This is a genomic window from Nocardia sp. NPDC059236, from assembly GCF_042754085.1.
Lineage (GTDB): Bacteria > Actinomycetota > Actinomycetes > Mycobacteriales > Mycobacteriaceae > Nocardia.
On the sequence record NZ_JBHZAF010000003.1, the window covers coordinates 486,260 to 510,577 of the forward strand.

Annotated in this window: 24 protein-coding genes and 4 tRNA genes; 10 read left to right on the forward strand and 18 right to left on the reverse strand. The window is 67.3% G+C overall.

Annotation, left to right across the window (positions count from 1 at the left end):
• Nucleotides 1–271: 271 nt before the first annotated feature.
• The 12 genes from rplL to ACFXIV_RS11215 all read right to left on the reverse strand — a co-directional run bounded on the left by rplL (nucleotide 272) and on the right by ACFXIV_RS11215 (nucleotide 6,706).
• Nucleotides 272–652 (reverse strand): 50S ribosomal protein L7/L12, encoded by a 381-nt coding sequence (rplL, locus tag ACFXIV_RS11160; protein ID WP_040862028.1) that lies wholly within the window; start codon nucleotides 650–652, stop codon nucleotides 272–274.
• Between the two features lie 64 nt (nucleotides 653–716).
• Nucleotides 717–1,271 carry a 50S ribosomal protein L10 gene (rplJ, locus tag ACFXIV_RS11165; RefSeq protein WP_354850760.1) on the reverse strand — a complete coding sequence of 185 codons (555 nt, stop codon included), beginning with the start codon at nucleotides 1,269–1,271 and terminating at the stop codon, nucleotides 717–719.
• A 418-nt stretch (nucleotides 1,272–1,689) separates the two neighbouring features.
• Complete coding sequence (gene rplA / locus ACFXIV_RS11170) at nucleotides 1,690–2,400, reverse strand: 50S ribosomal protein L1 (RefSeq protein WP_040862030.1); 711 nt, start codon at nucleotides 2,398–2,400, stop codon at nucleotides 1,690–1,692.
• Nucleotides 2,401–2,470: 70 nt separating this feature from the next.
• Nucleotides 2,471–2,905 carry a 50S ribosomal protein L11 gene (rplK, locus tag ACFXIV_RS11175; protein ID WP_354850762.1) on the reverse strand — a complete coding sequence of 145 codons (435 nt, stop codon included), beginning with the start codon at nucleotides 2,903–2,905 and terminating at the stop codon, nucleotides 2,471–2,473.
• A 158-nt stretch (nucleotides 2,906–3,063) separates the two neighbouring features.
• Nucleotides 3,064–3,897, reverse strand: coding sequence for a transcription termination/antitermination protein NusG (gene nusG / locus ACFXIV_RS11180; RefSeq protein WP_379399512.1), 834 nt, complete (start codon nucleotides 3,895–3,897; stop codon nucleotides 3,064–3,066).
• Nucleotides 3,898–4,032: 135 nt separating this feature from the next.
• The gene (gene secE, locus ACFXIV_RS11185; RefSeq protein WP_379390814.1) at nucleotides 4,033–4,422 is read right to left on the reverse strand and encodes a preprotein translocase subunit SecE; all 390 of its coding nucleotides are present in this window, start codon (nucleotides 4,420–4,422) and stop codon (nucleotides 4,033–4,035) included.
• A gap of 29 nt (nucleotides 4,423–4,451) precedes the next feature.
• Nucleotides 4,452–4,524: transfer RNA gene (locus ACFXIV_RS11190), tRNA-Trp, on the reverse strand.
• A 181-nt stretch (nucleotides 4,525–4,705) separates the two neighbouring features.
• Nucleotides 4,706–5,758 (reverse strand): fused (3R)-hydroxyacyl-ACP dehydratase subunits HadA/HadB, encoded by a 1,053-nt coding sequence (locus ACFXIV_RS11195; RefSeq protein ID WP_379399598.1) that lies wholly within the window; start codon nucleotides 5,756–5,758, stop codon nucleotides 4,706–4,708.
• 199 nt (nucleotides 5,759–5,957) lie between these two features.
• On the reverse strand, nucleotides 5,958–6,128 hold the full coding sequence (gene rpmG, locus ACFXIV_RS11200; RefSeq protein ID WP_029925945.1) for a 50S ribosomal protein L33: 171 nt from the start codon (nucleotides 6,126–6,128) through the stop codon (nucleotides 5,958–5,960).
• Between the two features lie 42 nt (nucleotides 6,129–6,170).
• Nucleotides 6,171–6,243, reverse strand: a tRNA-Met gene (locus ACFXIV_RS11205).
• An 80-nt stretch (nucleotides 6,244–6,323) separates the two neighbouring features.
• A tRNA-Thr gene (locus ACFXIV_RS11210) sits at nucleotides 6,324–6,396 on the reverse strand.
• Between the two features lie 225 nt (nucleotides 6,397–6,621).
• A tRNA-Tyr gene (locus tag ACFXIV_RS11215) sits at nucleotides 6,622–6,706 on the reverse strand.
• A 138-nt stretch (nucleotides 6,707–6,844) separates the two neighbouring features.
• Here ACFXIV_RS11215 and ACFXIV_RS11220 point away from each other — a divergent pair.
• On the forward strand, nucleotides 6,845–7,336 hold the full coding sequence (locus ACFXIV_RS11220) for a YajQ family cyclic di-GMP-binding protein (RefSeq protein ID WP_354850771.1): 492 nt from the start codon (nucleotides 6,845–6,847) through the stop codon (nucleotides 7,334–7,336).
• On the opposite strand, the gene htpX is transcribed toward ACFXIV_RS11220, so the two are convergent.
• Entirely contained in the window at nucleotides 7,333–8,214 is an 882-nt protein-coding gene (gene htpX, locus ACFXIV_RS11225) for a zinc metalloprotease HtpX (protein ID WP_379399513.1), read from the reverse strand. The genes ACFXIV_RS11220 and htpX overlap by 4 nt on opposite strands.
• 107 nt (nucleotides 8,215–8,321) lie before the next feature.
• Entirely contained in the window at nucleotides 8,322–9,344 is a 1,023-nt protein-coding gene (locus ACFXIV_RS11230; protein WP_354850777.1) for a polyprenyl synthetase family protein, read from the reverse strand.
• A 178-nt stretch (nucleotides 9,345–9,522) separates the two neighbouring features.
• On the opposite strand from ACFXIV_RS11230, the gene ACFXIV_RS11235 reads away from it, so the two are divergent.
• Together ACFXIV_RS11235 and ACFXIV_RS11240 are read left to right on the forward strand one after the other, a co-directional pair.
• Nucleotides 9,523–10,797, forward strand: coding sequence for a geranylgeranyl reductase family protein (locus tag ACFXIV_RS11235; protein WP_379399514.1), 1,275 nt, complete (start codon nucleotides 9,523–9,525; stop codon nucleotides 10,795–10,797).
• A complete protein-coding gene (locus ACFXIV_RS11240; RefSeq protein WP_379399515.1) occupies nucleotides 10,794–11,213 on the forward strand; it encodes a helix-turn-helix domain-containing protein in 420 nt (139 codons plus the stop codon). The genes ACFXIV_RS11235 and ACFXIV_RS11240 overlap by 4 nt, the downstream gene beginning before the upstream one ends.
• A gap of 24 nt (nucleotides 11,214–11,237) precedes the next feature.
• Here the strand turns inward: ACFXIV_RS11240 and ACFXIV_RS11245 are convergent, their stop codons facing one another.
• Nucleotides 11,238–12,887 carry a purine-cytosine permease family protein gene (locus ACFXIV_RS11245; protein ID WP_379399599.1) on the reverse strand — a complete coding sequence of 550 codons (1,650 nt, stop codon included), beginning with the start codon at nucleotides 12,885–12,887 and terminating at the stop codon, nucleotides 11,238–11,240.
• Between the two features lie 216 nt (nucleotides 12,888–13,103).
• Between ACFXIV_RS11245 and ACFXIV_RS11250 the strand changes: the two genes are divergently transcribed.
• A complete protein-coding gene (locus ACFXIV_RS11250; RefSeq protein ID WP_379399600.1) occupies nucleotides 13,104–13,547 on the forward strand; it encodes a VOC family protein in 444 nt (147 codons plus the stop codon).
• A gap of 52 nt (nucleotides 13,548–13,599) precedes the next feature.
• Here the strand turns inward: ACFXIV_RS11250 and ACFXIV_RS11255 are convergent, their stop codons facing one another.
• Complete coding sequence (locus tag ACFXIV_RS11255; RefSeq protein ID WP_379399516.1) at nucleotides 13,600–14,103, reverse strand: DUF2505 domain-containing protein; 504 nt, start codon at nucleotides 14,101–14,103, stop codon at nucleotides 13,600–13,602.
• Between the two features lie 147 nt (nucleotides 14,104–14,250).
• Here ACFXIV_RS11255 and ACFXIV_RS11260 point away from each other — a divergent pair, with 147 nt between their 5' ends.
• From ACFXIV_RS11260 to ACFXIV_RS11275, 4 genes are all read left to right on the forward strand, one after another.
• Nucleotides 14,251–14,670: a DUF3592 domain-containing protein gene (locus ACFXIV_RS11260; protein WP_379399517.1), complete on the forward strand. Its 420-nt coding sequence runs from the start codon at nucleotides 14,251–14,253 to the stop codon at nucleotides 14,668–14,670.
• Between the two features lie 142 nt (nucleotides 14,671–14,812).
• A complete protein-coding gene (locus ACFXIV_RS11265) occupies nucleotides 14,813–15,514 on the forward strand; it encodes a demethylmenaquinone methyltransferase (protein ID WP_379399601.1) in 702 nt (233 codons plus the stop codon).
• A 157-nt stretch (nucleotides 15,515–15,671) separates the two neighbouring features.
• Nucleotides 15,672–20,195: a molybdopterin-dependent oxidoreductase gene (locus tag ACFXIV_RS11270; protein WP_379399518.1), complete on the forward strand. Its 4,524-nt coding sequence runs from the start codon at nucleotides 15,672–15,674 to the stop codon at nucleotides 20,193–20,195.
• A gap of 145 nt (nucleotides 20,196–20,340) precedes the next feature.
• A complete protein-coding gene (locus ACFXIV_RS11275) occupies nucleotides 20,341–21,402 on the forward strand; it encodes an alpha/beta hydrolase (RefSeq protein WP_379399519.1) in 1,062 nt (353 codons plus the stop codon).
• A 4-nt stretch (nucleotides 21,403–21,406) separates the two neighbouring features.
• Here the strand turns inward: ACFXIV_RS11275 and ACFXIV_RS11280 are convergent, their stop codons facing one another.
• Nucleotides 21,407–22,441, reverse strand: coding sequence for an aldo/keto reductase (locus tag ACFXIV_RS11280; protein WP_379399520.1), 1,035 nt, complete (start codon nucleotides 22,439–22,441; stop codon nucleotides 21,407–21,409).
• 85 nt (nucleotides 22,442–22,526) lie between these two features.
• Here ACFXIV_RS11280 and ACFXIV_RS11285 point away from each other — a divergent pair, with 85 nt between their 5' ends.
• On the forward strand, nucleotides 22,527–23,213 hold the full coding sequence (locus ACFXIV_RS11285; RefSeq protein WP_379399521.1) for a TetR/AcrR family transcriptional regulator: 687 nt from the start codon (nucleotides 22,527–22,529) through the stop codon (nucleotides 23,211–23,213).
• A 76-nt stretch (nucleotides 23,214–23,289) separates the two neighbouring features.
• On the opposite strand, the gene ACFXIV_RS11290 is transcribed toward ACFXIV_RS11285, so the two are convergent.
• Nucleotides 23,290–23,868, reverse strand: a complete 579-nt coding sequence (locus ACFXIV_RS11290) for a TIGR03086 family metal-binding protein (RefSeq protein WP_379399522.1) — start codon at nucleotides 23,866–23,868, stop codon at nucleotides 23,290–23,292.
• Between the two features lie 195 nt (nucleotides 23,869–24,063).
• Here ACFXIV_RS11290 and ACFXIV_RS11295 point away from each other — a divergent pair, with 195 nt between their 5' ends.
• Complete coding sequence (locus ACFXIV_RS11295; RefSeq protein ID WP_364625607.1) at nucleotides 24,064–24,297, forward strand: hypothetical protein; 234 nt, start codon at nucleotides 24,064–24,066, stop codon at nucleotides 24,295–24,297.
• The last annotated feature ends 21 nt before the right edge of the window (nucleotides 24,298–24,318 follow it).

The window sequence follows — 24,318 nt, forward strand, 5'->3', positions numbered from 1 at the left end:
CCAACCTCCACTTTCTCCGACGAGCGCACTACGTGTGACTACGGGCCACAAAATTCGCGCGGTGTGGCGCATCACAGTAGGTCCGGTCACTGTATCGCATATACACCGTCTCGGACACTGGGACCTGACTGGTCGGTAGCAACATTCGTATCGAATTATCGATTACGCGCCAATCACGACGGCACAATACGCGAAAAGGGCGGTCCCCCAATGGGAACCACCCTTTTCACAATCAACGCGGCACGGGGCTGTGCCCCGCCACAGGTCCGTCTTACTTGACGGAAACCTTGGCGCCGGCCTCTTCCAGCTTCGCCTTGGCGGCCTCGGCGGCGTCCTTGGCGACCTTCTCCAGGATCGGCTTCGGGGCACCCTCGACCAGGTCCTTGGCTTCCTTCAGGCCCAGGCCGGAGACGATCTCACGCACGACCTTGATGACCTGGATCTTCTTGTCGCCGGCACCCTCGAGGATGACGTCGAACTCGTCCTGCTCCTCGGCGGCCTCGGCCGGAGCAGCGGCGCCACCGGCGACGGCGACGGCGACCGGAGCGGCAGCGGTGACCTCGAACTTGTCCTCGAACGCCTTCACGAACTCGGACAGCTCCAGCAGGGTCATGCCGGCGAAGGTCTCGAGCAGCTCATCAACGTTGGCCATTGATATTTCCTTTCGGTAGTTCCGTCACCGCGCGAACGGCGACGAAGAGGTTTGGGGTAGTGACTTATTCGGCGTCTGCGGCCGGAGCTTCGGCGGCGCCACCCTCGGCGCGCTTCTTCTCCTCCAGGGCCGCGGCCAGGCGAGCGATCTGCGAGGCCGGGGCGGCGAACAGCCCGGCAGCCTTCGACAGGTTGCCCTTCATCGCGCCGGCCAGCTTGGCCAGCAGCACCTCGCGCGACTCCAGGTCGGCAATGCGCTCGACCTCGGACACGGACAGCGCGGCGCCGTCCATGTAGCCGCCCTTGATGATGAGCGCCTTGTTGTCCTTGGCGAACGCCTTCAGCGCCTTCGCGGCGTCGACCGGCTCACCCGTAATGAAGGTGATGGCGGTCGGACCGACGAACAAGTCATCCAGGCCTTCCACGCCCGCCTCGGCGGCAGCGCGCTTGACCAGGGTGTTCTTGGCGACGGAGTAGGTAGCGTTCGCGCCGAGGGCACGACGCAGCTCAGTGATCTTGCCGACGGACAGGCCACGGTATTCCGTGACGACAGTCGCGGTGGACGACTTGAACTGCTCGGTGATCTCCGCAACCGCGGTGACCTTCTCAGCCTTTGCCATACTTCGCCTCCTCTCTGGATGGTCGGATCTCGTATGAACTACCGAGTTCCGCCACAGGGGCCGGCGACAAAGCAAACGCCCCGGACGCAAGGTGGTCCCGGGGCGCACAAGAAACAGTCGCGATTTCTCGCGGGTTTCCCGACCTCGGCTCTCCCTGCGTGGGCCGCCGGCAATATCGCCGGACCTTCAGCCGCCTGACGGCAGCAACCAACGGTCTTCGGTAGAACGATTTGGGGGTGATCACCGAACGGGCCGGTGACCGTCGTCCAATATAGCGGACCAGCATCGATACGCCAAAACGGGGGTGACACCCCCGCCCGTCCGCTGTTGTTCTTCTTCGCAAAAGCGAAGGGCCGGTACGAGATTCGTACCGGCCCTTCGGGCTTCATGCGTTGCTACGCGTTACCGCGGCGAGGAATCAGTCTTCCTCGGCGAAGTTACGGGTGCGATTCGGATCCACCGGGATGCCCGGTCCGGTGTTGGTCGAGAACGTCACCTTCTTGACGTAGCGGCCCTTCGCGGTGGAGGGCTTGACACGCAGGATCTCGTCGAGCGCGGCGCCGTAGTTCTCGGCCAGCTTCTTCTCGTCGAAGGAAGCCTTGCCGATCACGAAGTGCAGGTTGGCCTGCTTGTCGACGCGGAAGTTGATCTTGCCGCCCTTGATGTCGTTGACGGCCTTGGTCACATCGGGGGTGACGGTGCCGGTCTTCGGGTTCGGCATCAGGCCACGCGGGCCCAGCACGCGAGCGATACGACCGACCTTGGCCATCTGGTCCGGGGTGGCGATCGCGGCGTCGAAGTCCAGCCAGCCGCCCTGGATGCGCTCGATCAGGTCCTCGGCGCCCACGGCGTCCGCACCGGCGGCCTCGGCCTCGGCGGCCTTGTCGCCGACCGCGAACACGATGACGCGGGCGGTCTTACCGGTGCCGTGCGGCAGGTTGACGGTGCCACGGACCATCTGGTCGGCCTTGCGGGGGTCGACGCCCAGACGGACGGCGACCTCGACGGTCGCGTCGGTCTTGGTGGTCGCGGTCTCCTTCGCCAGGCGCGCGGCGGCCAGCGGAGCGTAGAGCGCGGCGCGGTCGACCTTGGCGGCCGCCTCGAGATAAGCCTTGCTTCGTTTTGCCATGATTCTCTGTCCTTGTCTAAGTCAGAAGTGGTGCGGGACAGGCGGTCCCTTCCACAAGAGCTCGAAAGCCCTACTCCGCGATGGTGATACCCATCGAGCGGGCGGTACCAGCGATGATCTTCGCCGCGGCGTCGATGTCGTTGGCGTTCAGGTCTTCCTGCTTGGTCTTGGCGATCTCACGGACCTGGTCCATGGTGATCTGCGCGACCTTGTTGCGGTGCGGCTCGGCGGAGCCCTTCTGGATCCCGGCGGCCTTCAGCAGCAGACGCGCGGCGGGCGGCGTCTTCAGCTTGAAGTCGAACGAGCGGTCTTCGTAGACCGTGATCTCGACCGGGATGACGTTGCCACGCTGCGACTCGGTCGCCGCGTTGTACGCCTTGCAGAACTCCATGATGTTGACGCCGTGCTGACCCAGCGCCGGACCGACCGGCGGAGCCGGGTTGGCGGCACCGGCCTGGATCTGGAGCTTGATGAGCCCAGCGACCTTCTTCTTCTTCGGGGGCATCTTTCTTCCTTGGGTTAGGTTCCTTACGGATTCCCGTAAGCCTTCTCCGGACCATGCCCCGGACAGCATCGCCCGAGGCACAACCCGTCAAGTCTATGCGAACGCGAAAAAGGCGGTGACACCGGCCCGAAGCGGACCGGGCCACCGCCCTGACGCATTTAAATCTTGGCGACCTGCGTGAAGGCCAGCTCGACCGGAGTCTCGCGGCCGAAGATCGAGACCAGCACCTTGAGCTTCTGCTGCTCGGCATTGACCTCGGAGATGCTGGCCGGGAGGGTGGCGAAGGGGCCGTCCATGACGGTCACCGACTCGCCGACCTCGAAGTCGACCTCGATGACCGGCTTCACGATCGGGGTCTCGCCGGCGGCCGCGGCGGCGGCAGCAGCGGCGGCCGGGGCGGCCTTCTTCTGCTGCGCGGCCGGGACCAGGAACTTCACCACTTCGGGAATGGTGAGCGGAGAGGGCCGCGAGGTGGCGCCGACGAAACCGGTGACACCGGGGGTGTTGCGCACCGCGCCCCAGGACTCGTCGTTCAGCTCCATGCGGACCAGGATGTAGCCCGGCAGCACCTTGCGGTTGACGTTCTTCTTCTGGCCGTTCTTGATCTCGGTGACCTCTTCGGTCGGCACCTCGACCTGGAAGATGTAGTCCTCGAGACCGAGGTTCTGCACGCGGGTCTCGAGATTGGTCTTCACCTTGTTCTCGTAGCCGGCGTAGGAGTGGACGACGTACCAGTCACCGGGCGCGCGCCGGAGCGCGGCGGTCATCTCGGCGACCGGGTCGGCCGGCTCATCGGAGAGCTCGGCGGCGGGGCGGGCGGGCTCGTCCTCCTCGGCGTCGGCGGCGAACTCGCCGGCCTCCGCGTCGGCGGCGAAAGTCTCGGCCTCGTCGGCGAAGCCCTCAGCGTCGTCTTCGACGTCCGCGGTGGTCTCTTCGATCACCGCATCATCCACCGGGAATTCCTCGGTTGTGCCGTTCTCCGGGGTGCTCACTGGGGCACTCGCTTCCTTAGTCGTCACGTAATCCTCTGCGCGCCGGGACAAAACGCCCGGCGGATGGTCCCGCTCCCCGCCTCTGCCCGGGGGCCGGTCACCGGCCGCGACGGTCAGACGCGGTCATCGTGCCGCCTAGCCGAAGAGCCAGCTGACACCCTTGATGAACGCCAGATCCAACCCGCTGATGTACGCGACGATGAAAATCACGAACACCAGGACAACGCTCGTATAGGTGACCATCTGCTTGCGGTTGGGCCAGATGACCTTGCGAAGTTCCGCGATGACTTCCTTGAGGAACTTCACCAGGCGCTTGAACGGATTGCCCGTTCCGCCTCGCCCGGCCTTCTTGTCCTTGCCGGACTGCTTGGTGGTTGCCTTGGCCGAGTCCGACGGTCGATCGATCGTCGCGACGGCGCTGGACGACGCGGCGCGCGTGCGCCGGGCGGACCGCTTGCCGCTCGGCCGAGCCACCGCGGCGGTGTCATCGCCATCTTCGTGGCGAGTGTCCCGCTCGTCGCTCACGTCGATCCTCTCTACGTCGGCATCCAGGGCAGGGGCGACAGGACTTGAACCTGCAACCTGCGGTTTTGGAGACCGCTGCTCTGCCAGTTGAGCTACGCCCCTTCGGCTGGACGGGGTAACGAGTCCAGCCACTGTTCTATTCAGTTGTACACGGGTTTTCACACAACACGCGCGCCGCTCCTCGGAGCAGCGCGCATCGGCTGGTAACCCCAGATTCCCGAGTGTACGTTACCCCGCGTGGCGATCGCCAATCGGGGTGTCGCAGCGTACCTCGGGTCGAAGGTCAGGAGAGCTGCACCGTTGCGGTGGCGCGGCCGAAGATCTTGCGCCCCTCGGACTTCGCCACGATGGCGACGACGGCGGTGCGGGTCTCCGGGTCCACGGACTTGACCTTGCCGGTGTACTCGATCTCCGCGGGACGGTCGACCGGAACGTAGACGGGGCTGGTGAAGCGGACGTTGTACTCCTTGACCGCACCGGGGTCGCCGAGCCAGGAGGTGACGAAGCCGCCACCCAGGCCCATGGTCAGCATGCCGTGCGCCACAATGTTTTCCAGGCCGACCAGCTTCACGACATCGTCGCTCCAGTGGATCGGGTTGGCGTCGCCGGAAACGCCGGCGTAGTTCACCAGATCACCACGGGTGAGACGAACCACGCGCGGGGGCAGTTCGGCGCCGACGATCACATCCTCGAAGCGGCGGACGTGCTTGCTCGCGACGATCGTCCCGGTGGCCGCGATCTTGACCGCCGGCGGGGGCGGCGGCACGTCGGCGCTGCCCGAGTGGTGCTCCGGACGCTCCTCCGGGCCGACGCCGTGCATGAGCACGTTGCGCACGGCGTCACCGATATTGGGATCGATGTCACCGCCGCTGCGGCCGATGAGGGTGGTGTAGGTGGTGAGGACCAGCTCGTCGTTCTGGTCGACCACGTCGTTGCGGGTGACGATGATGTCGCCGCCGAAGGCCTGCCGGAAGGAGTGCAGGTAGACGATGCAGGACAGCTGGTCGCCGGCCCGGATGGGCCGGTGGAACTCCAGGATCTGGTCGGTCTGCATGATCTGGCTCAGGTCGTAGCCGGTGATCATCTGCTCGAAGAGCCTGCGCTGGGCCAGGATTCCGACCAGGGAGATGAAGGTGAGGGGGGCGACCAGCCCGTCGTGACCGTAACTCCGGGCGATGTCCTCGTCCCAGTGGACCGGGTGGTAGTCCTGCACCGCGCGGGCGTACTCGCGCACCTTCTCGCGGCCGACCTCGTAGTGGTCGTCGACGCGGTAGTGGTGGCCGACCATGGAGGCGGCGTGTGCGGCGGGGTCGAAGACCTCGCTGGAATCGACCATGTCGGCCTCGGTGTCAATGTCGATGTTGATCGTCACGGCAGGAAGTCCCTATCTGATCCCCGGTACGGGATCGGGCGAGAGCGCTGAACCACCGCTATATACGCCAAATGCCGGACCGGCGCCACCGTCTCTTTCTAAGAGACTAGGTGACCTGCCGATCCGGCACTGTCATCCACGCGGTAGATCGCGCGGGTTTAAGTTAGCGAGACTCGCGGTGCGCCCGGTGGGTACCGCAGTTCGGGCAGAACTTCTTCAGCTCGAGGCGGTCCGGGTCATTGCGCCGGTTCTTCTTGGTGATGTAGTTGCGGTGCTTGCACTGCTCGCAGGCCAAGGTGATCTTTGGCCGGATATCAGTGGACTTCGCGGCCACGATTGCCTTCTTTCCGGTCAGCCTGATTGGGATATCAGTATGTAGCGATGGCCGGACTTGAACCGGCGACACAACGATTATGAGTCGTTTGCTCTACCGACTGAGCTACACCGCCATCTGTTGTCGGTACTGACGGCGGGAAGGTCCCGGGTCCTGCAACGAGAAGCCGAGTCGGTCACCACCGGCAATCCGGCGAGCCCCCTAACGGAATCGAACCGTTGACCTTTTCCTTACCATGGAAACGCTCTGCCGACTGAGCTAAGGGGGCGTGTCTATCTTGCTCCGGTCTCGGCCGGGGCGCTGACGACTTGAACGAGATTACACACATCCTAGCCGACTATCCAAACCGGCTGGTCAACGCGGGTTTCGCGGCTATTCGAGCGGGGTAACCCAGACGTCGGTGCCCGCGTCGGCCGGAGCAGGGCTCGGGACAACCGGCCGGCGTGGCCCGAAATACCAAGAGCCCCGTGGACACTGGGTCCACGGGGCTCTCTGGTGGCGGATGAAGGATTTGAACCTCCGAAGCATTACGCGGCTGATTTACAGTCAGCTCCCTTTGGCCGCTCGGGCAATCCGCCGGGGTACGCCTTGCAGCGCTCCAGCAGAATACAACGAACACACGCCCGGAATGCAAACCGGCTGGATACAGCCGTGCCGAAGGGGCTAGCGTCGGCGTGGAACATCCCGAATATCCGAGTCTCGGACAGGAGAAGAGTGTGGCGGATTCGTCGTTCGATGTCGTCAGCAAGATCGATCGCCAGGAGGTGGACAACGCCCTGAACCAGGCCGCCAAGGAGCTGAGCCAGCGCTACGACTTCCGGGGCACCGGGGCGAGCATCGAATGGTCGGGCGAGGAGAAGATCATCCTCAGCGCCGAGTCGGAGGATCGCGTCAAGGCCGCCCTGGATGTGTTCAAGGAGAAGCTGATTCGCCGCGACATCTCGCTCAAGGCGTTCGACGCGGGTGATCCGCAGGCCTCCGGCAAGGTGTACAAGATCACAGGAACCCTGGTGCAGGGCATCACCACGGAGAATGCGAAGAAGATCGCCAAGAAGATCCGTGACGAAGGTCCCAAGGGCGTCAAGGCGCAGATCCAGGGCGAGGAGCTGCGGGTCAGCAGCAAGAGCCGCGACGATCTGCAGGCGGTCATCTCGCTGCTGAAGGGCGGCGACTTCGATATCGCCCTGCAGTTCGTGAACTACCGCTAGTAATTGCGGTTTCCACCAGCCATCTCCTCGAGGCGGGCGATACGGTCCGCCATCGGGGGGTGGGTGGAGAACCAGCGGGCCATCCGATCGCCGTTGCGGAACGGGTTGGCGATCATCAGGTGCGACTGAGCGGTCAGCTGCGGCTCGGGGGGCAGCGGGGCGGCCTGGGTACCGCGTTCCAGCTTGCGCAGGGCAGATGCGAGGGCCAAGGGGTCGCCGGTGAGTTCGGCGCCGTCCTGGTCGGCCTGGTACTCCCGGGAGCGGGAGACGGCCAGTTTGATGAGCGAGGCCGCGATCGGGCCCAGCAGCGAAACCAGCAGGATGCCAATGATATTCGGGCCCTCGCCGTCCCGGCTGCCGCCGAAGGCGCCGGCGAAGAAGGCCAGGTTCGCCAGGCCGGAGATGACCGAGGCGAGCGCGCCGGCCACCGACGAGATCAGGATGTCGCGGTTGTAGACGTGCGAGAGTTCGTGGCCCAGCACCGCGCGCAGTTCCCGCTCGTCGAGGATCTGCAGGATGCCGGTGGTGCAGCAGACCGCGGCATTGCGCGGATTGCGGCCGGTGGCAAAGGCATTCGGCGCATTGGTGGGGCTGATGTAGAGGCGCGGCATGGGTTGCCGTGCGGCCGTGGCCAACTCGCGCACGATGCGATACATGGCCGGGGCTTCCAGCTCCGTCACCGGCTGCGCGTGCATGGCCCGCAACGCCAGCTTGTCGCTGTTGAAGTAGGCGTAGGCGTTCATGCCCACGGCCAGCATGATCGACAGGATCAGGATCGTGGGACTGCGGAACATCGCTCCCGCGAACACGATCAGCGCCGACATCCCTACCAGCAGCCCGAATGTCTTCAACCCGTTCGCGTACCCGTGCCCATGCATGCTTACCCGCCTCTCCGCGACTTTTGCCGGCAGTTGGGTGCCTTACACCAGGTCAACGAACTCGAGCCGGGTTGAAGTTCCCAGTTGTTCGACTGATCGGTTTCGGATCAGCCGACGCGTTCGATGGTGTAGCGGACCAGGTGTTCCAGGGCCTCGTTGGCCGGGCCGGCGGGCAGGGCGGAGAGTTCGGCGTGGGCGATGTCGGCGTAGCCGTGCAGCTTCTCCTTGGCCAGCACCAGGCCCCGGGAGCGGGACAGCAGGTACAGGGCCTCGTCGACCTCGGTGTCGGTCTCCAGCGGGCGGGCCAGCAGCTTGCGCAGGCGGTCGCCCTCGGCGCCCTCGTCACGCAGGGCGTAGAGGACCGGCAGGGTGTGGACGCCCTCGCGCAGGTCGGTGCCGGGGGTCTTGCCGGACTGCTCGGACACCGAGGAGATGTCGATGATGTCGTCGGCGATCTGGAAGGCGGTGCCCACGGCGTCGCCGAGGCGGGCCAGCCGCTCCACATGGTCGCGATCCGCACCGGAGAAGGTGCCGCCGAAGCGGCCGGCGGCGGCGATCAGCGAACCGGTCTTCTCCCACACCACGCGCAGGTAGTGCTCAACCGGGTCCTGGGACTGCCGGGCGCCGATGGTCTCGCGCATCTGGCCGGTGACCAGCTCGGCGAAGGTCTCGGCGATGATGCGGACCGCGTCCGGGCCGAGGGTGGAGACCAGTCGCGAGGCGTGGGCGAACAGGTAGTCGCCGGCCAGGATGGCGACGCTGTTGCCCCAGCGCGAGTTCACGCTGGGCGCGCCGCGGCGCATCGAGGCCTCGTCCATGACGTCGTCGTGGTACAGGGTGGCGAGGTGCACGAGCTCCACCACGGTGCCGGCGGTGACCAGGTCGGGGCTGGTCGGGTCGGGGCCCAGCTGACCGGTCAGGATGGTGAACAGGGGACGAAACCGCTTGCCGCCGGCCTTGGCCAGGTGCAGCGCCGCCTCCTGCAGGAACTCCTCGCCGTCGGACAGCTCGGTGATCAGCAGATCCTCGACCTCGATCAGGCCCTTGCGCACGGTCGCCGCGAGCTCGGGATCGCCCAGATCCACCCCCGCGACCACGGTGCTCTCCTCGCTCACAGCTGATGCGCTCATTTCATCTCCCAATGCCGCGTCCGACCCCACGCCAAAGAACCTAGCGTGTGGACCGATCACCCCCTATGGACACCACCGTAGTGCGACGCACGAAACACTCGCCACGCGAAACGAAACGCCCGCTATGAAGCGCAGGGCAAATATGCGCGCCCGGTGATGTGCTGCAAGTATTGATCGCATGGGTTCACCGGAACACGCGCCCGAGCAGGGGAAATCATCGGATGTTCTGCCGGCGCACGCCGAGGTCCTGGTAGTCGGGGCGGGTCCTGCCGGGTCCGCGGCGGCCGCCTGGGCCGCGCGCATGGGTCGGGATGTGCTGCTGACCGATTCGGCGGTGTTCCCGCGCGACAAGACCTGCGGTGACGGACTGACGCCGCGCGCCGCCGCCGAACTCGAGCATCTCGGGCTCGGCGACTGGGTGCGGGCGCACACGGTCAATCGCGGCCTGCGGATGGCCGGGTTCGGGCGGGAGGCGCTGCTGCCCTGGCCGGACGGGTCGTTCCCCGCCTACGGAAGCGCCGTTCCGCGAACCGAACTCGACGACAAGCTGCGCGAGACGGCGATCAAGTCGGGCGTGCGGATGGTGGACGGGGCCAAGGTGGTGGAGGTGGCCCGCGAGGGCGACCGGGTCACCGGGGTGACGGTCAAGACCGACGCCGGCCTGCGCGCGGTGTCGTGCGACATCCTGATCGTGGCCGACGGCGTGCGCTCCCCCGTCGGAAAGCTGCTGGGCCGCACCTGGCATCGCCAGTACGCGTACGGGACCGCGGCGCGGGCCTACATCAGGTCCGAGCGCAGTGACGACGAGTGGATCACCTCGCATCTCGAATTGCGGGATGCGAACGGGGAATTGATTCCCGGATACGGCTGGGTTTTCCCGCTCGGCAATGGCGAGGTGAATATCGGCGTCGGCTCGCTGGCCACCGAAAGGCGTCCGTCGCATATCGCTTTGAAACCGCTACTGCAGCACTATGTTTCGGAGCGCCGCGCGGAGTGGGGATTCGAGGGCGAGGCGCGGGCGGTGGCGTCGGCGCTGCTGCCCATGGGCGGCGCGGTGTCGAATCTGGCCGGGCGCAACTGGGCGCTGGTGGGCGACGCGGCCGGGTGCGTGAACCCGCTCAACGGCGAGGGCATCGACTACGGCCTGGAGGGCGGGCACATGCTCGCCGGGATCCTGGACCAGCCCGATCTGACCCATATCTGGCCGGAGCTGCTGCGGGAACGCTACGGCCGCACCTATTCGGTGGCCCGGCGGCTGGCGGGGCTGGCCACCCACCCGCGCACCGTGCCGCTGGGCGGGCCGCCGATGATGCGATCGAAGCTGTTGCAGCGCACCGCGGTCCGGGTGATGGGCAATCTGGTCACCGACGAGGACGTGGACCTGACCGCCCGGCTGTGGCGGGGCGCGGGCCGGGCCTCCCTGCGTTTCGACAAGATCCAGCCGTTCTCGTGAACGCCCGGCCGGTTCCCGAGGAGCTGCTGCCGCATCTGCGGCGAGCACGGGATCTGGCCGACCGGCACTACGCGGAGCCCTTGGACCTGGACAGTCTGGCGGCGGCCGCGGGGGTGTCGAAGTATCACTTCCTGCGGTGTTTCGCGGCGACGTACGGCAAGACGCCCGCGGTGTATCTGGCCGAGCGCCGGATCGAGCGGGCCCAGGATCTGTTGCGCGCCACCAATGTGACGGTGACCGAGGCCTGCATGCTCGTCGGCTACAGCAGTCTCGGGTCGTTCAGCAGCAAATTCACCGAGCTGGTGGGGATGTCGCCCTCGGAGTATCAAGCGAAGTTCGCGGCCGAGGGCGCACCCCATATCCCGGGTTGCTACGTCTTCATGCACGGCCTCTCGGATCGGAAACGCACACAATGACGCGAATTCGTTCGGGCCACAGCCTCATCGGGACGGCAGGACGTGAATGCCGGTCTTGTCCGTCGAGAGTGCGAGCGAGCTGATGTACTGGATCTCGCCCTCGGGTCCCGGGACCGCCGAGGCGATCATGTCCGGGCGCTCGAATTCCATGCCGGTGACAGCGCAGGTGAGGGTCTCCCCCGACGGGTTGCCGTGCTCGTCGAACATGGGCAGCTCGATGCCGTCGTGGTCGCGGCGCAGGTAGTACCTGCCCTTGGTGAGGATCGCGGTCAGCGGGGTCGCCAGGAACGAAACCACCACGGCCACAATGGGCGAGTACGGCTTCAGGGTCTCACCGAAGATGCCGAAGAAGGTCATGATCGACAGCACCGCCGACAGGCCGAAGCCGACCAGGCCGACCGGGTTGAAGTCGTGGAGCATGCCGCGCCGGAACTCCGGCTCCTTGGGCGAGATCTTCAGCACGTACTTGTTGATCGCGATATCCGTTGCGACGGTGACGATCCAGGCGATGCCGCAGTTGGCGTAGAAGCCGAGGATGTTGTTGAGGAAGTCGAACATGTTGGCTTCCATCAGGATCAGCGCGATGGCCAGGTTCAGGCCGAGGAAGACGATGCGGCCCGGGTAGGTCTTGGTGACGCGGGTGAAGGAGTTGGTCCACGCCAGCGAGCCCGAATACGCATTGGTCACATTGATCTTGATCTGGCTGATGACGACCAGCGCCACGGCCAGGGTCATGGCCAGCCAGGACGGCATCATGTCGCGGTAGATCTCGAGGAACTGGTGCACCGGCTGGTTGGCGATGTCCTGCGCGCCGGGCAGATTCGCGATCAGGTAGACCGCCAGGAACAGGCCGACCACCTGCTTGATGGCGCCGAAGAGCACCCAGCCCGGTCCGGCCAGCAGCATCCAGCCCCACCACTTGCGGGCGTTCTCCGGGGTCCGGGGCGGCATGAAGCGCAGGTAGTCGATCTGCTCGGCGATCTGGGCGATGAGCGAGAGGCAGACACCGGCGGCGAGCAGCGCGCCGGACAGGCTCACGCCCTTGCCGTCCTGGCCGCCGTAGGACAGGAAGGTGCCGACCGAGTCCGGGTGGCGGACCAGCAGGAAGCCGAACGGCAGCACCATCAGGATCAGCCACAGCGGGGTGGTCCACACCTGCAGCTTGGACAGGGTGTTCATGCCGTAGATGACCAGCGGGAAGATCATCACCGTGGACACCAGGTAGCCGACCGGCAGCGGCGCGTGCAGGCCGAGTTTCAGGCCCTGCGCCATGATCGAGCCCTCGAGGGCGAAGAAGATGAAGGTGAAGGAGGCGAACACGATGTTCGTCACCACCGACCCGTAGTACCCGAAGCCGCTGCCGCGGGTGATCAGGTCCAGGTCGATGTTGTAGCGCGCCGCGTAGTAGGCCAGCGGGAAACCCGTGAGCATGACCACGATGGCGAAGATGCCGATGCCCAGCAGAGCGTTGCCGGTGCCGTTGGCGATGCCGATGTTCGCGCCGATGGAGAAGTCGGCCAGGTAGGCGATGCCGCCCAGCGCCGAGACGCCGACCACCGCCGGACTCCATTTGCGGTAGCCGCGGGGCGCGAACCGCAGCGTGTAATCCTCCAGCGTCTCCTTGGACGCGGCGACCGCATTGGCCGCGGGTGTTTCGACCTGAACCACCGGCACTCCTCGTTCGGGCTCGTCACGAGCTTTTTCCGATTCGAGGGTGGTCACCGAATATTGATCTCGGCTTTCCGCTCCATTGCGCGGCTGTTACGGCAGGCTCACCGAGGTTCCGAGTGTGTGAACTCGGCTATCCGGACGCGAATCCGTCCGGCGCGGAAACGCGCAATTTCGGAGAAGCCCGCGCGGGCCCGCCGTCCATAGGCTCGGGGCATGACGATCATCACCAATGTCTCGCTCGTGACCGTGTACGTGACCGATCAGACCGCCGCGAAGCAGTGGTACATCGAGAAGCTGGGTTTCGTGGAGGCCAGCGATGTGACCATGGGCGACAACGGCTTCCGCTGGGTGACCGTGGTGCACCCGAACCATCCGGAGCTGGAGGTCACGCTGATGATCCCGGGTCCCCCGCTGGACGACAATCTGGCCGAGGCCATCCGGCGGTCCATGGCCAATGGCACGCACGGCGCGCTGGGCCTGCGAACCGACAACTGCCAGAAGGCCTTCGAGGAACTCACCGCCAAGGACGTGGAGTTCGTGCAGCCGCCGTCGGAACGCCCCTACGGCGTCGAGGCCATCGTCCGCGACAACTCCGGCAACTGGCTGGTCCTGGTCGAACCCCGCGAATTCGATCCGGCCACGGCCCAGTTCGGCCCGGAGTAAGCACAAGCCACCGTGGATGCGGGACCACCCCCGCATCCACGGTTTACCGAGATCAGGCGGTCTGCGCGGCGAACCAGGATTCGACGGACTTGCGCTCACTGTTCATGACCCGCTTGAGCAGGTTCTCGACCAGTGGTTCGATGGCCCCGCCGACCAGCGGGACCTTCACGTCGACCGTGCCGGTGGCCTCGATCTCGGAACCTTCGGCGGTGGGCCGCAATTCGAACGCGCCCGCCATCTCGGTGGTGATGCCGCTGGAGCGGCCGCTGAAGCCGCCCTTGGCGACGCCGTCGGTGAGCGCTCCCCAGGTGTCGGTGCGCTCGAGCATGAGCTCGCTCTTGAGGACCTTCTTGACGATGCCGGGAATCTGGTCCTCGGGCGCCTTCTCGGTCATGTGGATCTGGATGGTGCCGGGGCCGTCCGGGTGGGTGAGCTCGAGTGTGGCGGTGGTCGCCCCGGCGAAGCGGGCCTGCCACATTTCGTCATTGGTCAGTGCCCGGTGAAGCTCTTCGACCGGAACGCTGTACTGCACGGTGAAGCTGAATTTTCGGGACATGGCGAAGACCGTAGCCCAGCGATGGAATAGCCTGCTGAAGTGTCGGAAACTAGCCAGTCTGATAGCGGAGCGCAGCGGAGCGACGATCGGACACAGCGCGCTGAACAGCGGCGGGCGGTTCGGTTGCGGCGGGCTCGGATCGGGGTCGTGATCGCCGCGGCCACGGTCAGCTTCCTGGCCGTGCTGCTGGTGCTGGCGGCCTGGCGCGACGACCACCTGATCAACTCCGACAAGGGCGTGACCAGCGCCGAAGTCCTCTCGGCCGGCACGCTGCGATCCGCGGTCATCTTCGTGACGCCCGACGGCGAGACGCACAATCCGAAGACCGGGGTGCTGTACCCCACCAGACTGACCGTCGGCGAACGCATCAATGTCGAATACCGGCGCAGTGATCCCGATCTCGTACGCGTGGCGGGTCGCGATGCGCGTGTCGCGATCATCCCGGCGCTGTCGGTCATCGTGGTCTCCTGGGCCGTCGCCATCCCCGCGGTGTGGTTCCTCGGCTCACCCCCGAGCCGGTGGCTGGGCGCGCTCCGAGCAAAACTGCGAACTAAGCTGCGGCGGTAGAAGAACCCGGCCACCACCCACAGGTTCGCGGCCCGTCTCGATTCTGGACTGACGGAGCGGGGGAGCGAAGCGGAGGAGCGGAGGAGGGAAGAATCGAGACCTCCGGGGCCGCGAACCCGCCCGGAGCGAAGCGGAGGGCAAAATTAACAGAGCATCGTTTCGGGCCCAGCTGGACAAGCAGCCGCGCGACGTCGCGTCCATGTTCGACGGTGTCGCCAAGCGGTACGACCTGACCAATTCGGTGATCTCCGTTGGCCAGGACAGGTATTGGCGCTGGGTGACGCGCAAGGCACTGGGCCTGCGACCCGGCGAGCGAGTGCTGGATCTGGCGGCGGGAACCGGTGTCTCCACCGTGGACCTGGCCAAATCGGGCGCGTGGGTGCTGGCCGCGGACTTCTCCCAGGGCATGCTGTCGGCCGGACGGCACCGCAATGTGCCCATGGTCGCCGCCGACGCCATGGCGCTGCCCTTCGCCGACGACTCCTTCGACGCGGTGACCATCGCCTACGGCCTGCGCAATGTGGCCGACCCGGATCTGGCGCTGCGCGAGATGCTGCGCGTCACCAAGCCGGGCGGGCGGTTGGTGGTGGCCGAGTTCTCGACGCCGACCTGGGAACCCTTCCGGACCATCTACATGGAGTACCTGATGCGGGCGCTGCCGCCGCTGGCGCGCGCGGTCTCCAGTAATCCGGACGCCTATGTGTATCTGGCCGAGTCGATTCGGGAGTGGCCGAACCAGCCGCAGCTGGCGCTGCGGATCGCCGACGCCGGATGGTCCTCGGTGCAGTGGCGCAATCTCTCGGGCGGGGCCGTGGCCCTGCACCGGGCGTACAAGCTGGGCTGAGCGGAGAACGAGTCCGGAGCGGCTGACCTGTGGCGTTGCTCACGGCAGCGTCCCGACCTGGGCCTCACACTCCCGGAAAACGGCTGTGAGGTGGATTGTCATCTGGCGATAACGTTCGGTAAATCCACCGCAACCCGGGGTGGCTTAACTCGGAACCATGCCGGAACAGCCCACGCCCCCGACGAGCGCCCGGACCGCGTGCTCGTACTGCGGGGTGGGCTGCGGCATCACCGTCGAAACCAAGCCCGGCGCACGCGGACTGCCCGTGATCGCCAAGGTGAAGGGCGACAAGGACCACCCGGTCAATGCCGGGCGGCTGTGCACCAAGGGCAATACGCACGCCGAACTGATGGCCGCGCCCGGCCGCATGGAGACCGCCTACCGCCGGCCCGAACGCGGCCAGCCGCCGGTGCCCATGCCCGTCGACGAGGCGATTCACGAAGCCGCACAGCGTCTTCGCGTGATTCTCGACACAGATGGACCGGACGCCATCGCCCTCTACGTGTCCGGCCAGCTGTCGATCGAGGCCCAGTACCTGGCCACCAAGCTCGCCAAGGGCCACCTGCGCACCGTGCACATGGAGGCCAATTCGCGGCTGTGCATGGCCAGCGCGGCCAGCGGGTACAAGTTGTCGCTGGGCGCGGACGGGCCGCCCGGGTCCTACGACGACCTCGATCACGCCGACCTGTTCTTCGTCATCGGCGCGAACATGGCCGACTGCCACCCCATCCTGTTCCTGCGCATGGCCGACCGGCTCAAGGCGGGCGCCAAGCTGATCGTGGTGGATCCGCGGCGCACCGACACCGCGGCGCGCGCCGACCTGTTCCTGCAGATCAAGCCGGGCACGGATCTGGCGCTGCTGAACGGGCTGCTGCACCTGCTGGTCGAGAACGGCGACATCGACGCCGAATTCATCGCCGAGCACACCGAGAACTGGGCGGGCATGCCCGAGTTCCTGGCCGCCTACACCCCGTCGATGGTGTCCGAGGAGACCGGTATTCCCGAGGCCGACATCCGCACCGCCGCGGCCTGGATCGGCGCCGCGGGCGAATGGATGTCGCTGTGGACCATGGGCATCAACCAGTCCACGCACGGCACCTGGGCCAGTAACGCCATCATCAACCTGCACCTGGCCACCGGCGCCATCTGCCGCACCGGCAGCGGGCCGTTCTCGCTCACCGGGCAGCCCAATGCCATGGGCGGGCGCGAAATGGGTTACATGGGACCGGGATTGCCGGGTCAGCGCAGCGTGCTCGCCGACGCCGACCGGGCCTTCGTGGAGGCCGAATGGGGGCTGGCGCCGGGCACCATTCGCGCCGAGGCCGGGCCCGGCTCCATCGAGATGTTCCGCGGACTGGCCGACGGAGAGATCAAAGCCTGCTGGATCATGTGCAGCAATCCCGTTGCCTCCATGGCGAATCGGCGCACCGTCATCGCCGGGCTGGAGGCCGCCGAGCTGGTGATCGCCCAGGACGTGTTCACCGACACCGCCACCAATGCCTACGCCGACCTGCTGCTGCCCGCCACCCTGTGGGCCGAGGCCGATGGGGTACAGGTGAACTCGGAACGCAATCTGACCCTGCTGCAGCAGTCGTTGGAACCGATCGGCGACGCGCGCCCGGACTGGCAGCTCATCGCGCAGGTCGCGACGGCCCTCGGCTTCCCCGGGTTCGAGTACACCTCCAGCGCCGAGATCTTCGACGAGATCCGGCGATTCGCCAATCCTGCCACCGGCTACGACCTGCGCGGCATCGACTACGACGCGCTGCGGGCCGGGCCCGCGCAGTGGCCGTGCCCCGATCCGGCCCAGCGCCGCAACCCGATTCGCTATCTCAACGACGGGGTCAGCCAGACCCTGCACACCGACGAACACGGGCACGCCCCGCGACTGGCCTTCGCCACGCCCAGCCGCAAGGCCGTGTTCTGGGCGCGCCCGCACCTGCTGCCCGACGAGATGCCGGACGAGGATCACCCCTTCGTGCTCAATACCGGTCGCCTGCAACACCAGTGGCACACCATGACCAAGACCGGGAAGGTGGCGAAACTGACCAAGCTCAATGGCAAGCCCTTCCTGGAAATCCACCCCGAGGACGCCGCCCGCCTCGAGGTGCGCGCGGACGACCAGCTCGAAATCACCTCCCGCCGCGGCCGCGCCGTGCTGCCCGTCCAGGTGAGCGACCGCGTCCTCCCCGGCACCTGCTTCGCCCCGTTCCACTGGAACGACGAGCAGGGCGAATACCTGACCATCAATGCCGTCACCAACGACGCGGTCGACCCGATCTCCCTGCAACCCGAGTTCAAGGCCTGCGCGGTCCGGCTGCGGAAGGTGGCGGCCCTGAGCGCCACCGCTCCGACCGGCACCGGCAGTGCAGCCGATCAGACCGGCCACGCCGACCCGTTGTCCGCGGACCGCTATCCGGCCGGGGCGGGCGGTGGTCCGGACCGGACCGCGAGCGGACTGCATCCCTTGGCGCTCATGCTCGGGTTGGAGACCGGTGTCGCACCGATGCTGACCGAGACCGAGCGCATCTATCTCGGTGGATATCTGGCGGCGCTGCAGAGCCTGCCGGTCAGCGGCGTCCCGGTGCTGCCCGCGACCGCGCCGATCTCGGAGCGCAGCCGGGTGTGGATCGACGGGCTGCTGGGCGGGATGTATTCGCGTGGGGCGCAGCACTACTCACCGGCGCTCGACAGCGCCGTGCGCAGCAGCGCGTCGCACGGCCCGTCGGACACCACGCCTGCGGCGACGCGCACGGTGACCGTGCTGTGGGCGTCGCAGACCGGGACGGCGGAGGAACTGGCCGCCGCCCTGGCGACCTATCTGGCCGATTCGGGATTCGCGCCGCACCTGCTGGACATGGATTCCGCCGAATTGTCCGACCTGACAGGTGATGTGCTGGTCATCAGCAGCACCTTCGGCGACGGCGGCCCGCCCGACAATGGCGCGGACTTCTGGGAACGTCTGAACGACAGCGCGATCCGGCTGACCGGGATGCGGTACGCGGTCTTCGCGCTGGGCGATTCCTCGTACGACGACTTCTGTGGCCACGGCCGCAAGCTGGACGAACTGTTCGAGAAACGCGGAGCCACGCGCCTGTTGCCGCGCGTCGACAGCGAACCCGATCACGAGGACCTGTCCGCGGCCTGGTTCGACGCCGTGGCCGACGGCCTCGCCCAGATCGCGGACCACGCCGCCACGTCGGCTGGTTCGGGACCGGACGACCGTTCCGCCGGTGGAGCCGGTGCCATACCGGGCCGCGGCAGCAATCTCGACCGGTCGGGCGGCGTCACTGGGTTCGGCGGGCCCGCAGCGGGTGCCCCGGGTTCGGATGGTTCGGCCGCCAGGCCCGGCGATGTGCCGCCGGGTTGGGGTTCCCCGGGCTTCGGCCCGAATTCCACTCCCATGGGCGGTGATGACCAACACGGCGCGGCCGGGTCGGCGCGGCCGCACCGGTCCGATGCAATCACGCCAGGGTCCGCCGCACCGCGGGCCGGATCCGGCACTATCACCGGCCTCGCGCCGGGGCGGCGGATACGCGCGACCGCCGCCGCGCCTTTCACACGGAATTCGCCGGTGCTGGCGAAATTGGTCCGCAATGAACTGCTTTCGCGGGACGGTTCCGGAAAAGAGGTGCGGCAGTTCGGTTTCGATCTGAGTGATCCCGAGGCCACCTACGAGGTCGGGGACTCGCTCGGGGTGCGGCCCGCGAATTGTGAAGCGCTGGTGGCGGAGTGGCTGGCGGTGACCGGACTGGAGGGGCGGCGGCTGATCGACGTCGAGGACGGCGAGCTGGCGCTGGCGGAGGCGCTGCGGACGCACTACGACATCACGCGGGTGAGCGCCGATCTGCTGTCGTTCGTGGCCGAGCACAATGCCAGCCCGCGGCTGGCCAAGCTGCTGCGCCGGGACAATCGCAATGAGCTGGACGGGTATCTGTGGGATCGGCAGGCGGTGGACGTGCTGCGCGACTTCCCGGTGCGGGCCGATCTGGTGGAGTGGCTGGGCACGCTGAAAAAGCTGCAGCCGCGCCAGTATTCGATCTCGTCGAGCCCGCTGGTGAGTCCGCGCGAGGTGCAGCTGACGGTCGGCGTGGTGCGCTACGGCGATCCGGCGGCCATCGGTTCGGCGGCCCGGCGCGGCGGGGTGAGCTCGACGTTCCTGGCCGATCGTGCCCACGCGGAGGTGCCGATCTTCCTGCAGCGGGCGCCGCATTTCCGGCCGCCGCTGGATCCGAACGCGCCGATGATCATGGTGGGTCCGGGTACCGGCATCGCGCCGTTCCGCGGTTTCCTCCAGGAGCGCCGTGCCCTCGGCTGCCGGGGCCGCAATTGGCTGTTCTTCGGCGATCAGCACGCCAAGGACAATTTCTATTACCGCGCCGAACTCGAGGACATGTTCCGTTCGGGATTCCTGACCCGGCTGGATCTGGCGTTCTCCCGGGATCAGCGCGAGCGGATCTATGTGCAGCACCGGATGATCGAGCACGGCGCGGAATTGTGGGCATGGTTGCGTGAGGGCGGTCATTTCTATGTGTGCGGTGACGCCGCGCGCATGGCCAAGGATGTGGACGACACCCTGCTGAAGATTGCCCGCATTCACGGCAAGCTGAGCGAGGACGGCGCGCTGGCGTTCAAGAAGCAGCTGGTGGCCGAGAAGCGCTACGTGCGCGACGTGTACTGATCCGGTCGTCCGCTCGCGGCGTCGGTCCGCCGATTCCGGCCTCCACAAATGTGAAACTGTGGTATTTGTAACTCGCCTGTCCAGGCTCATGCGGATGGGCGGGCCGTCACCGGGGCGGCTGCCAGGAACGCTGAGGGCAGGTGCCTTGAACCGTCGGATCAGTCGAGTCACCGGACGATTGACGGTGGCGGTGCTCGCGACCGTCGCCGCACTGGGCCTGTCGGGCGCCGTGCCCGCCGGCGCGGACGATCCCACCGCACCCGGCGTCTCGGTCCCGGACATGAAGACCGACGACGGCTCCTTCATCAAGAGCGTGGGCGTCACCGACGACCGCCACGTCACCTTCACCGTCTACTCCGCCGCCATGAACCAGACCTTCCCGGTCGACGTGCTGCGCCCGGCGGACACCTCCGAGCCGCGCCCCACCCTCTACCTCCTCAATGGCGCCGGCGGCGGCGAGGACGCCGCCACCTGGCAACTGCGCACCGACGCACTGGATTTCCTGAGCGACAAGAACATCAATGTCGTGCAGATCATCGGCGGCAGATTCAGCTGGTACACCGACTGGCTCCAGCCCGACCGCGCGCTGGGGGTCAACAAATGGTCCACCTATCTGGGCAAGGAACTGCCGCCGTTGATGACGGCCGCACTGACCAGCAGTGGCAACAATGCCATCGCCGGTATCTCGATGGCCGGTCTGCCCGTACTGAATTCGGTCATCTTCAATCCCGGGCTGTTCCGTAGCGCGGCCGTGTACAGCGGTTTCTTCCAGACCATCACGCCGATGGCCCGGGAGGCCATCAAGATGGTCACCGAGCTCTACGGCGGCGGCAAGGTCGAGAACATGTGGGGCCCCGAGGGCGGTCCACTGTGGGTGGCCAACGACCCCACCCTCAATGCCGAGAAACTGCGCGGCACCAACCTTTTCATCTCCACCGGCAACGGCATTCCGGGCGCCTTCGACATGCCCGGCGCGCGCGGCCGGATGGAAGCGCCCGCGGACACTCCCAAGACCGTGGCGCTGGGCTCCCTCATCGAGGCGAATTGCGAACTGTCCACGGCGATTCTGCAGAAACGCCTGGAATCCCTGAACATTCCGGCGACATTCGAGTTCCGCAGCAGCGGCACCCACATCTGGGGCTACTGGCAGGACGACCTGAAGACCTCGTGGCCGGTGCTCGCGCAGGGACTCTTCCCGAACCCGTGAACCCTTACACCGCCGGCGGATTGAGCCGGGCGAAGTCCGGCAGCCGGTAGTACGGGTAATAGGGATAGGGCGGGGTCACCGCGCTCGCCTTGTCCAGCCGGGCGAGCTGGTCGGCATCGAGACTCCAGCCGACCGCGCCGAGATTCTGGCGCAGCTGTTCCTCGTTGCGCGCGCCCACGATGACCGTGGCCACGCTCGGCCGGCGCAGCAGCCAGTTCAGGGCGATCTGCGGGACCGTGCGGCCGGTTTCGGCAGCGATCTCGTCGAGGACGTCCACGACGTCGTAGAGCAGTTCGTCGCGCACCGGCGGGCCCGCCTCGGCGGTGGTGTGCAGGCGGCTGCCGGCCGGAAGCGGTTGTCCGCGACGGATTCTGCCGGTGAGGCGGCCCCAGCCGAGCGGGCTCCAGACCACCGCGCCCACCCCCTGATCCAGGCCGAGCGGCATCAGTTCCCACTCGTAATCGCGGCCGACCAGGGAGTAGTAGACCTGGTGCGCGACATAGCGCGGGAAGCCGTACCGGTCCGCGGCGGCAAGGGATTTCATGAGCTGCCAGCCCGCGAAATTGGAGGCGCCGACATAGCGGATCTTGCCGGCGCGCACCAGCTCGTCGAGCGCCGCCAGCACCTCCTCGACCGGCGTGCCCGCGTCGAAGGCGTGCAGCTGGAACAGGTCGAGGTGGTCGGTGCCGAGCCGCCGCAGTGAGCCCTCGACCGCCGAGATCAGCCGGGCGCGACCGGATCCGGCGTCGAACGGGCCGGGACCGGTGGGCAGCGAGGCCTTGGTGGAGAGCAGCAGCTGCTCGCGGCGGCCCCGGATCGCCTCGCCCAGCACCTCTTCCGAGGCGCCGTCGGAGTAGACGTCGGCGGTGTCGAAGAGGGTGACGCCCGCGTCCAGGCTGATGTCCACCAGGCGGCGGGCCTGCCGGGCGTCGGTATCGCCCCAGGCGGAGAAGAGTTCGCCGCGACCGCCGAAGGTGCCCGCGCCGAAGCTCAATGCCGGAACCAGCAGACCCGAGGCGCCGAGCCGACGATATTCCATGATCACCACTCCTAACGGAACTGCAGTTTCATTAACTCGCCCGACGCTACACTCGTCTCGCCGCAAATGGAACTGGAGAACCGTTATGAGCCGCGACATACGCGCAGAGGGCAGCGAGACGCACGCAGCGGACCATGCCGATCCGACCCCCGGCTCGGTCCGCCCGGGCGGGCGCACCGCCCGCGTCCGCGAGTCCGTACTGCGCGCCGCCGGCGACCTGCTCGCCGAACGCGGCTTCGCCACCCTCGACCTGGCCGAGGTGGCCGCACTCGCCGAAGTCGGCAAGACCACCGTCTACCGCCGCTGGCGCACCCCGGCGGGACTGGTCGCCGACCTGCTGGCCGACATGGCCGAAACCTCACTCCCCCACAGCGATACCGGCAGCCTGCGCGGGGACCTGCTCGCCAATGCGCGGCTGGTCGGGAAGACGCTCACCGATGCCCGGCAGGGCCGCCTCTTCCGGGCCGTCATCGCCGCCGCCACCAGCGACGACACCGCCGCCGCGGCCCTGCGCGCCTTCTACGACACCCGGCTGACGGAATGGTCCCCCTGCGTCGAGGCGGCCGTCGCGCGCGGCGAGGTCCCACCCGGAACCGACCCGCGCGCAGTGCTTTCCGCCGTCTCGGCCCCGCTCTACTACCGCCTGCTGGTCAGCGGGGATCCGGTCGACGAGAGGGCCGTCGACGCCGCCGCCGAGGCCGCCGCACTGGCCGCGGCGCAGGGCGTATTCGCTTCCGGCACAACCGAGCACGCGCACCGGATGCCTCGATAGCCATCCCACGGCCCACCCCGCGGCCACCCGCACGCACCACCCCTCCCCGTGCCTGCGGTCGCCGTTTCCAGCGTGGTCAGTCCGCCGTCCAGGCCGGATCGCGACCGGTCAGTCCGACCACGCGATCGATGAGCGGCGCCTCGGCCGGGATATCGACAACCGGCCCGAAGAGCCCGGGCACCCCTGCCCGCGGGGTGTCACGAAGGAAGCCGAGCAGCACCGCCAGATCCGGCTCCGCCGGGGCATAAGGCTGTCCGACCGCCCGGGCCAGGTCCCAGCCATGGATCACCAACTCGTCCAGAGCGAAGATCGCCATCTGCGGGGCGGGCGCGAGCACACCGCCGACCTCGGTGTCACCTACCCAGGCCGCCGGTTCGCGCCAGGCGGCCACGAGAGCCTTCAACTGCGTCGGAATGCGGTCGCGCCAATCCTCGGGGAGCGATCCGGTCCCCGGCGCCGGCGGCTGGGACCGGCCGATCATCTCCTTGGTCGCGCCCTGCCGGAAGCCCTCGGTGAAGCCCAGCACATGAACGAGCATGTCGCGCACGGTGATCTCGGACGGCGTGCGGCGGTCGAAGTCGGCCTCGGAGACAGCGGCGACGACCGCCTCCACCGCGCTCGCGGCGGCTTCGAGGTCGAATTCCGGTGTGGTCATGGTTCCTCCCGGGGACATGCCGAACCAACGGTGCGGCCCGGTCACCGATGGAGACGGGGCGGCCCGGCGGAATTCATCGCCGCGGCGCGCACGATGCCCGGCGAGCGCCCGGAATGTGCTTGCAGCGCTGCGCCGCAACCGGTTCGTTAGGCGGTATCAGCGGCGAAAGACCCTGGTAGGGAGGAGAATTGATAGATGAAAGGTGATCGCGTGGAGATCGTCGTCGACACCGGCGACGGGTCTCGGAACTACGAAATCATGGCGACCAGAGCGGGCCGCCGCATCGAGACCCGCATTGCGCGGGGAATCGTGGAGGTCAGCGAAGTGACTCGAACCGGCGGACCGGTCCGCACCGCCCGGTTCATGGCGGGCCGGGTACTGGCTCTCGTCGAGTACCCCGCGGACGACGCGGCGCTGCCCGGCGAGTGATGCCGGCCCGGTTGCCGGGCG

Bases quoted from the DNA above. Each gene is read 5' to 3' on its own strand.
- rplL (WP_040862028.1), bottom strand. From the start codon at position 652: ATGGCCAACGTTGATGAGCTGCTCGAGACCTTCGCCGGCATGACCCTG.
- rplJ (WP_354850760.1), bottom strand. From the start codon at position 1,271: ATGGCAAAGGCTGAGAAGGTCACCGCGGTTGCGGAGATCACCGAGCAG.
- rplA (WP_040862030.1), bottom strand. From the start codon at position 2,400: ATGGCAAAACGAAGCAAGGCTTATCTCGAGGCGGCCGCCAAGGTCGAC.
- rplK (WP_354850762.1), bottom strand. From the start codon at position 2,905: ATGCCCCCGAAGAAGAAGAAGGTCGCTGGGCTCATCAAGCTCCAGATC.
- ACFXIV_RS11195 (WP_379399598.1), bottom strand. From the start codon at position 5,758: ATGGTCGATTCCAGCGAGGTCTTCGACCCCGCCGCACACGCCGCCTCC.
- htpX (WP_379399513.1), bottom strand. From the start codon at position 8,214: ATGCATGGGCACGGGTACGCGAACGGGTTGAAGACATTCGGGCTGCTG.
- ACFXIV_RS11230 (WP_354850777.1), bottom strand. From the start codon at position 9,344: ATGAGCGCATCAGCTGTGAGCGAGGAGAGCACCGTGGTCGCGGGGGTG.
- ACFXIV_RS11235 (WP_379399514.1), top strand. From the start codon at position 9,523: ATGGGTTCACCGGAACACGCGCCCGAGCAGGGGAAATCATCGGATGTT.
- ACFXIV_RS11255 (WP_379399516.1), bottom strand. From the start codon at position 14,103: ATGTCCCGAAAATTCAGCTTCACCGTGCAGTACAGCGTTCCGGTCGAA.
- ACFXIV_RS11270 (WP_379399518.1), top strand. From the start codon at position 15,672: ATGCCGGAACAGCCCACGCCCCCGACGAGCGCCCGGACCGCGTGCTCG.
- ACFXIV_RS11280 (WP_379399520.1), bottom strand. From the start codon at position 22,441: ATGGAATATCGTCGGCTCGGCGCCTCGGGTCTGCTGGTTCCGGCATTG.
- ACFXIV_RS11285 (WP_379399521.1), top strand. From the start codon at position 22,527: ATGAGCCGCGACATACGCGCAGAGGGCAGCGAGACGCACGCAGCGGAC.
- ACFXIV_RS11290 (WP_379399522.1), bottom strand. From the start codon at position 23,868: ATGACCACACCGGAATTCGACCTCGAAGCCGCCGCGAGCGCGGTGGAG.
- ACFXIV_RS11295 (WP_364625607.1), top strand. From the start codon at position 24,064: ATGAAAGGTGATCGCGTGGAGATCGTCGTCGACACCGGCGACGGGTCT.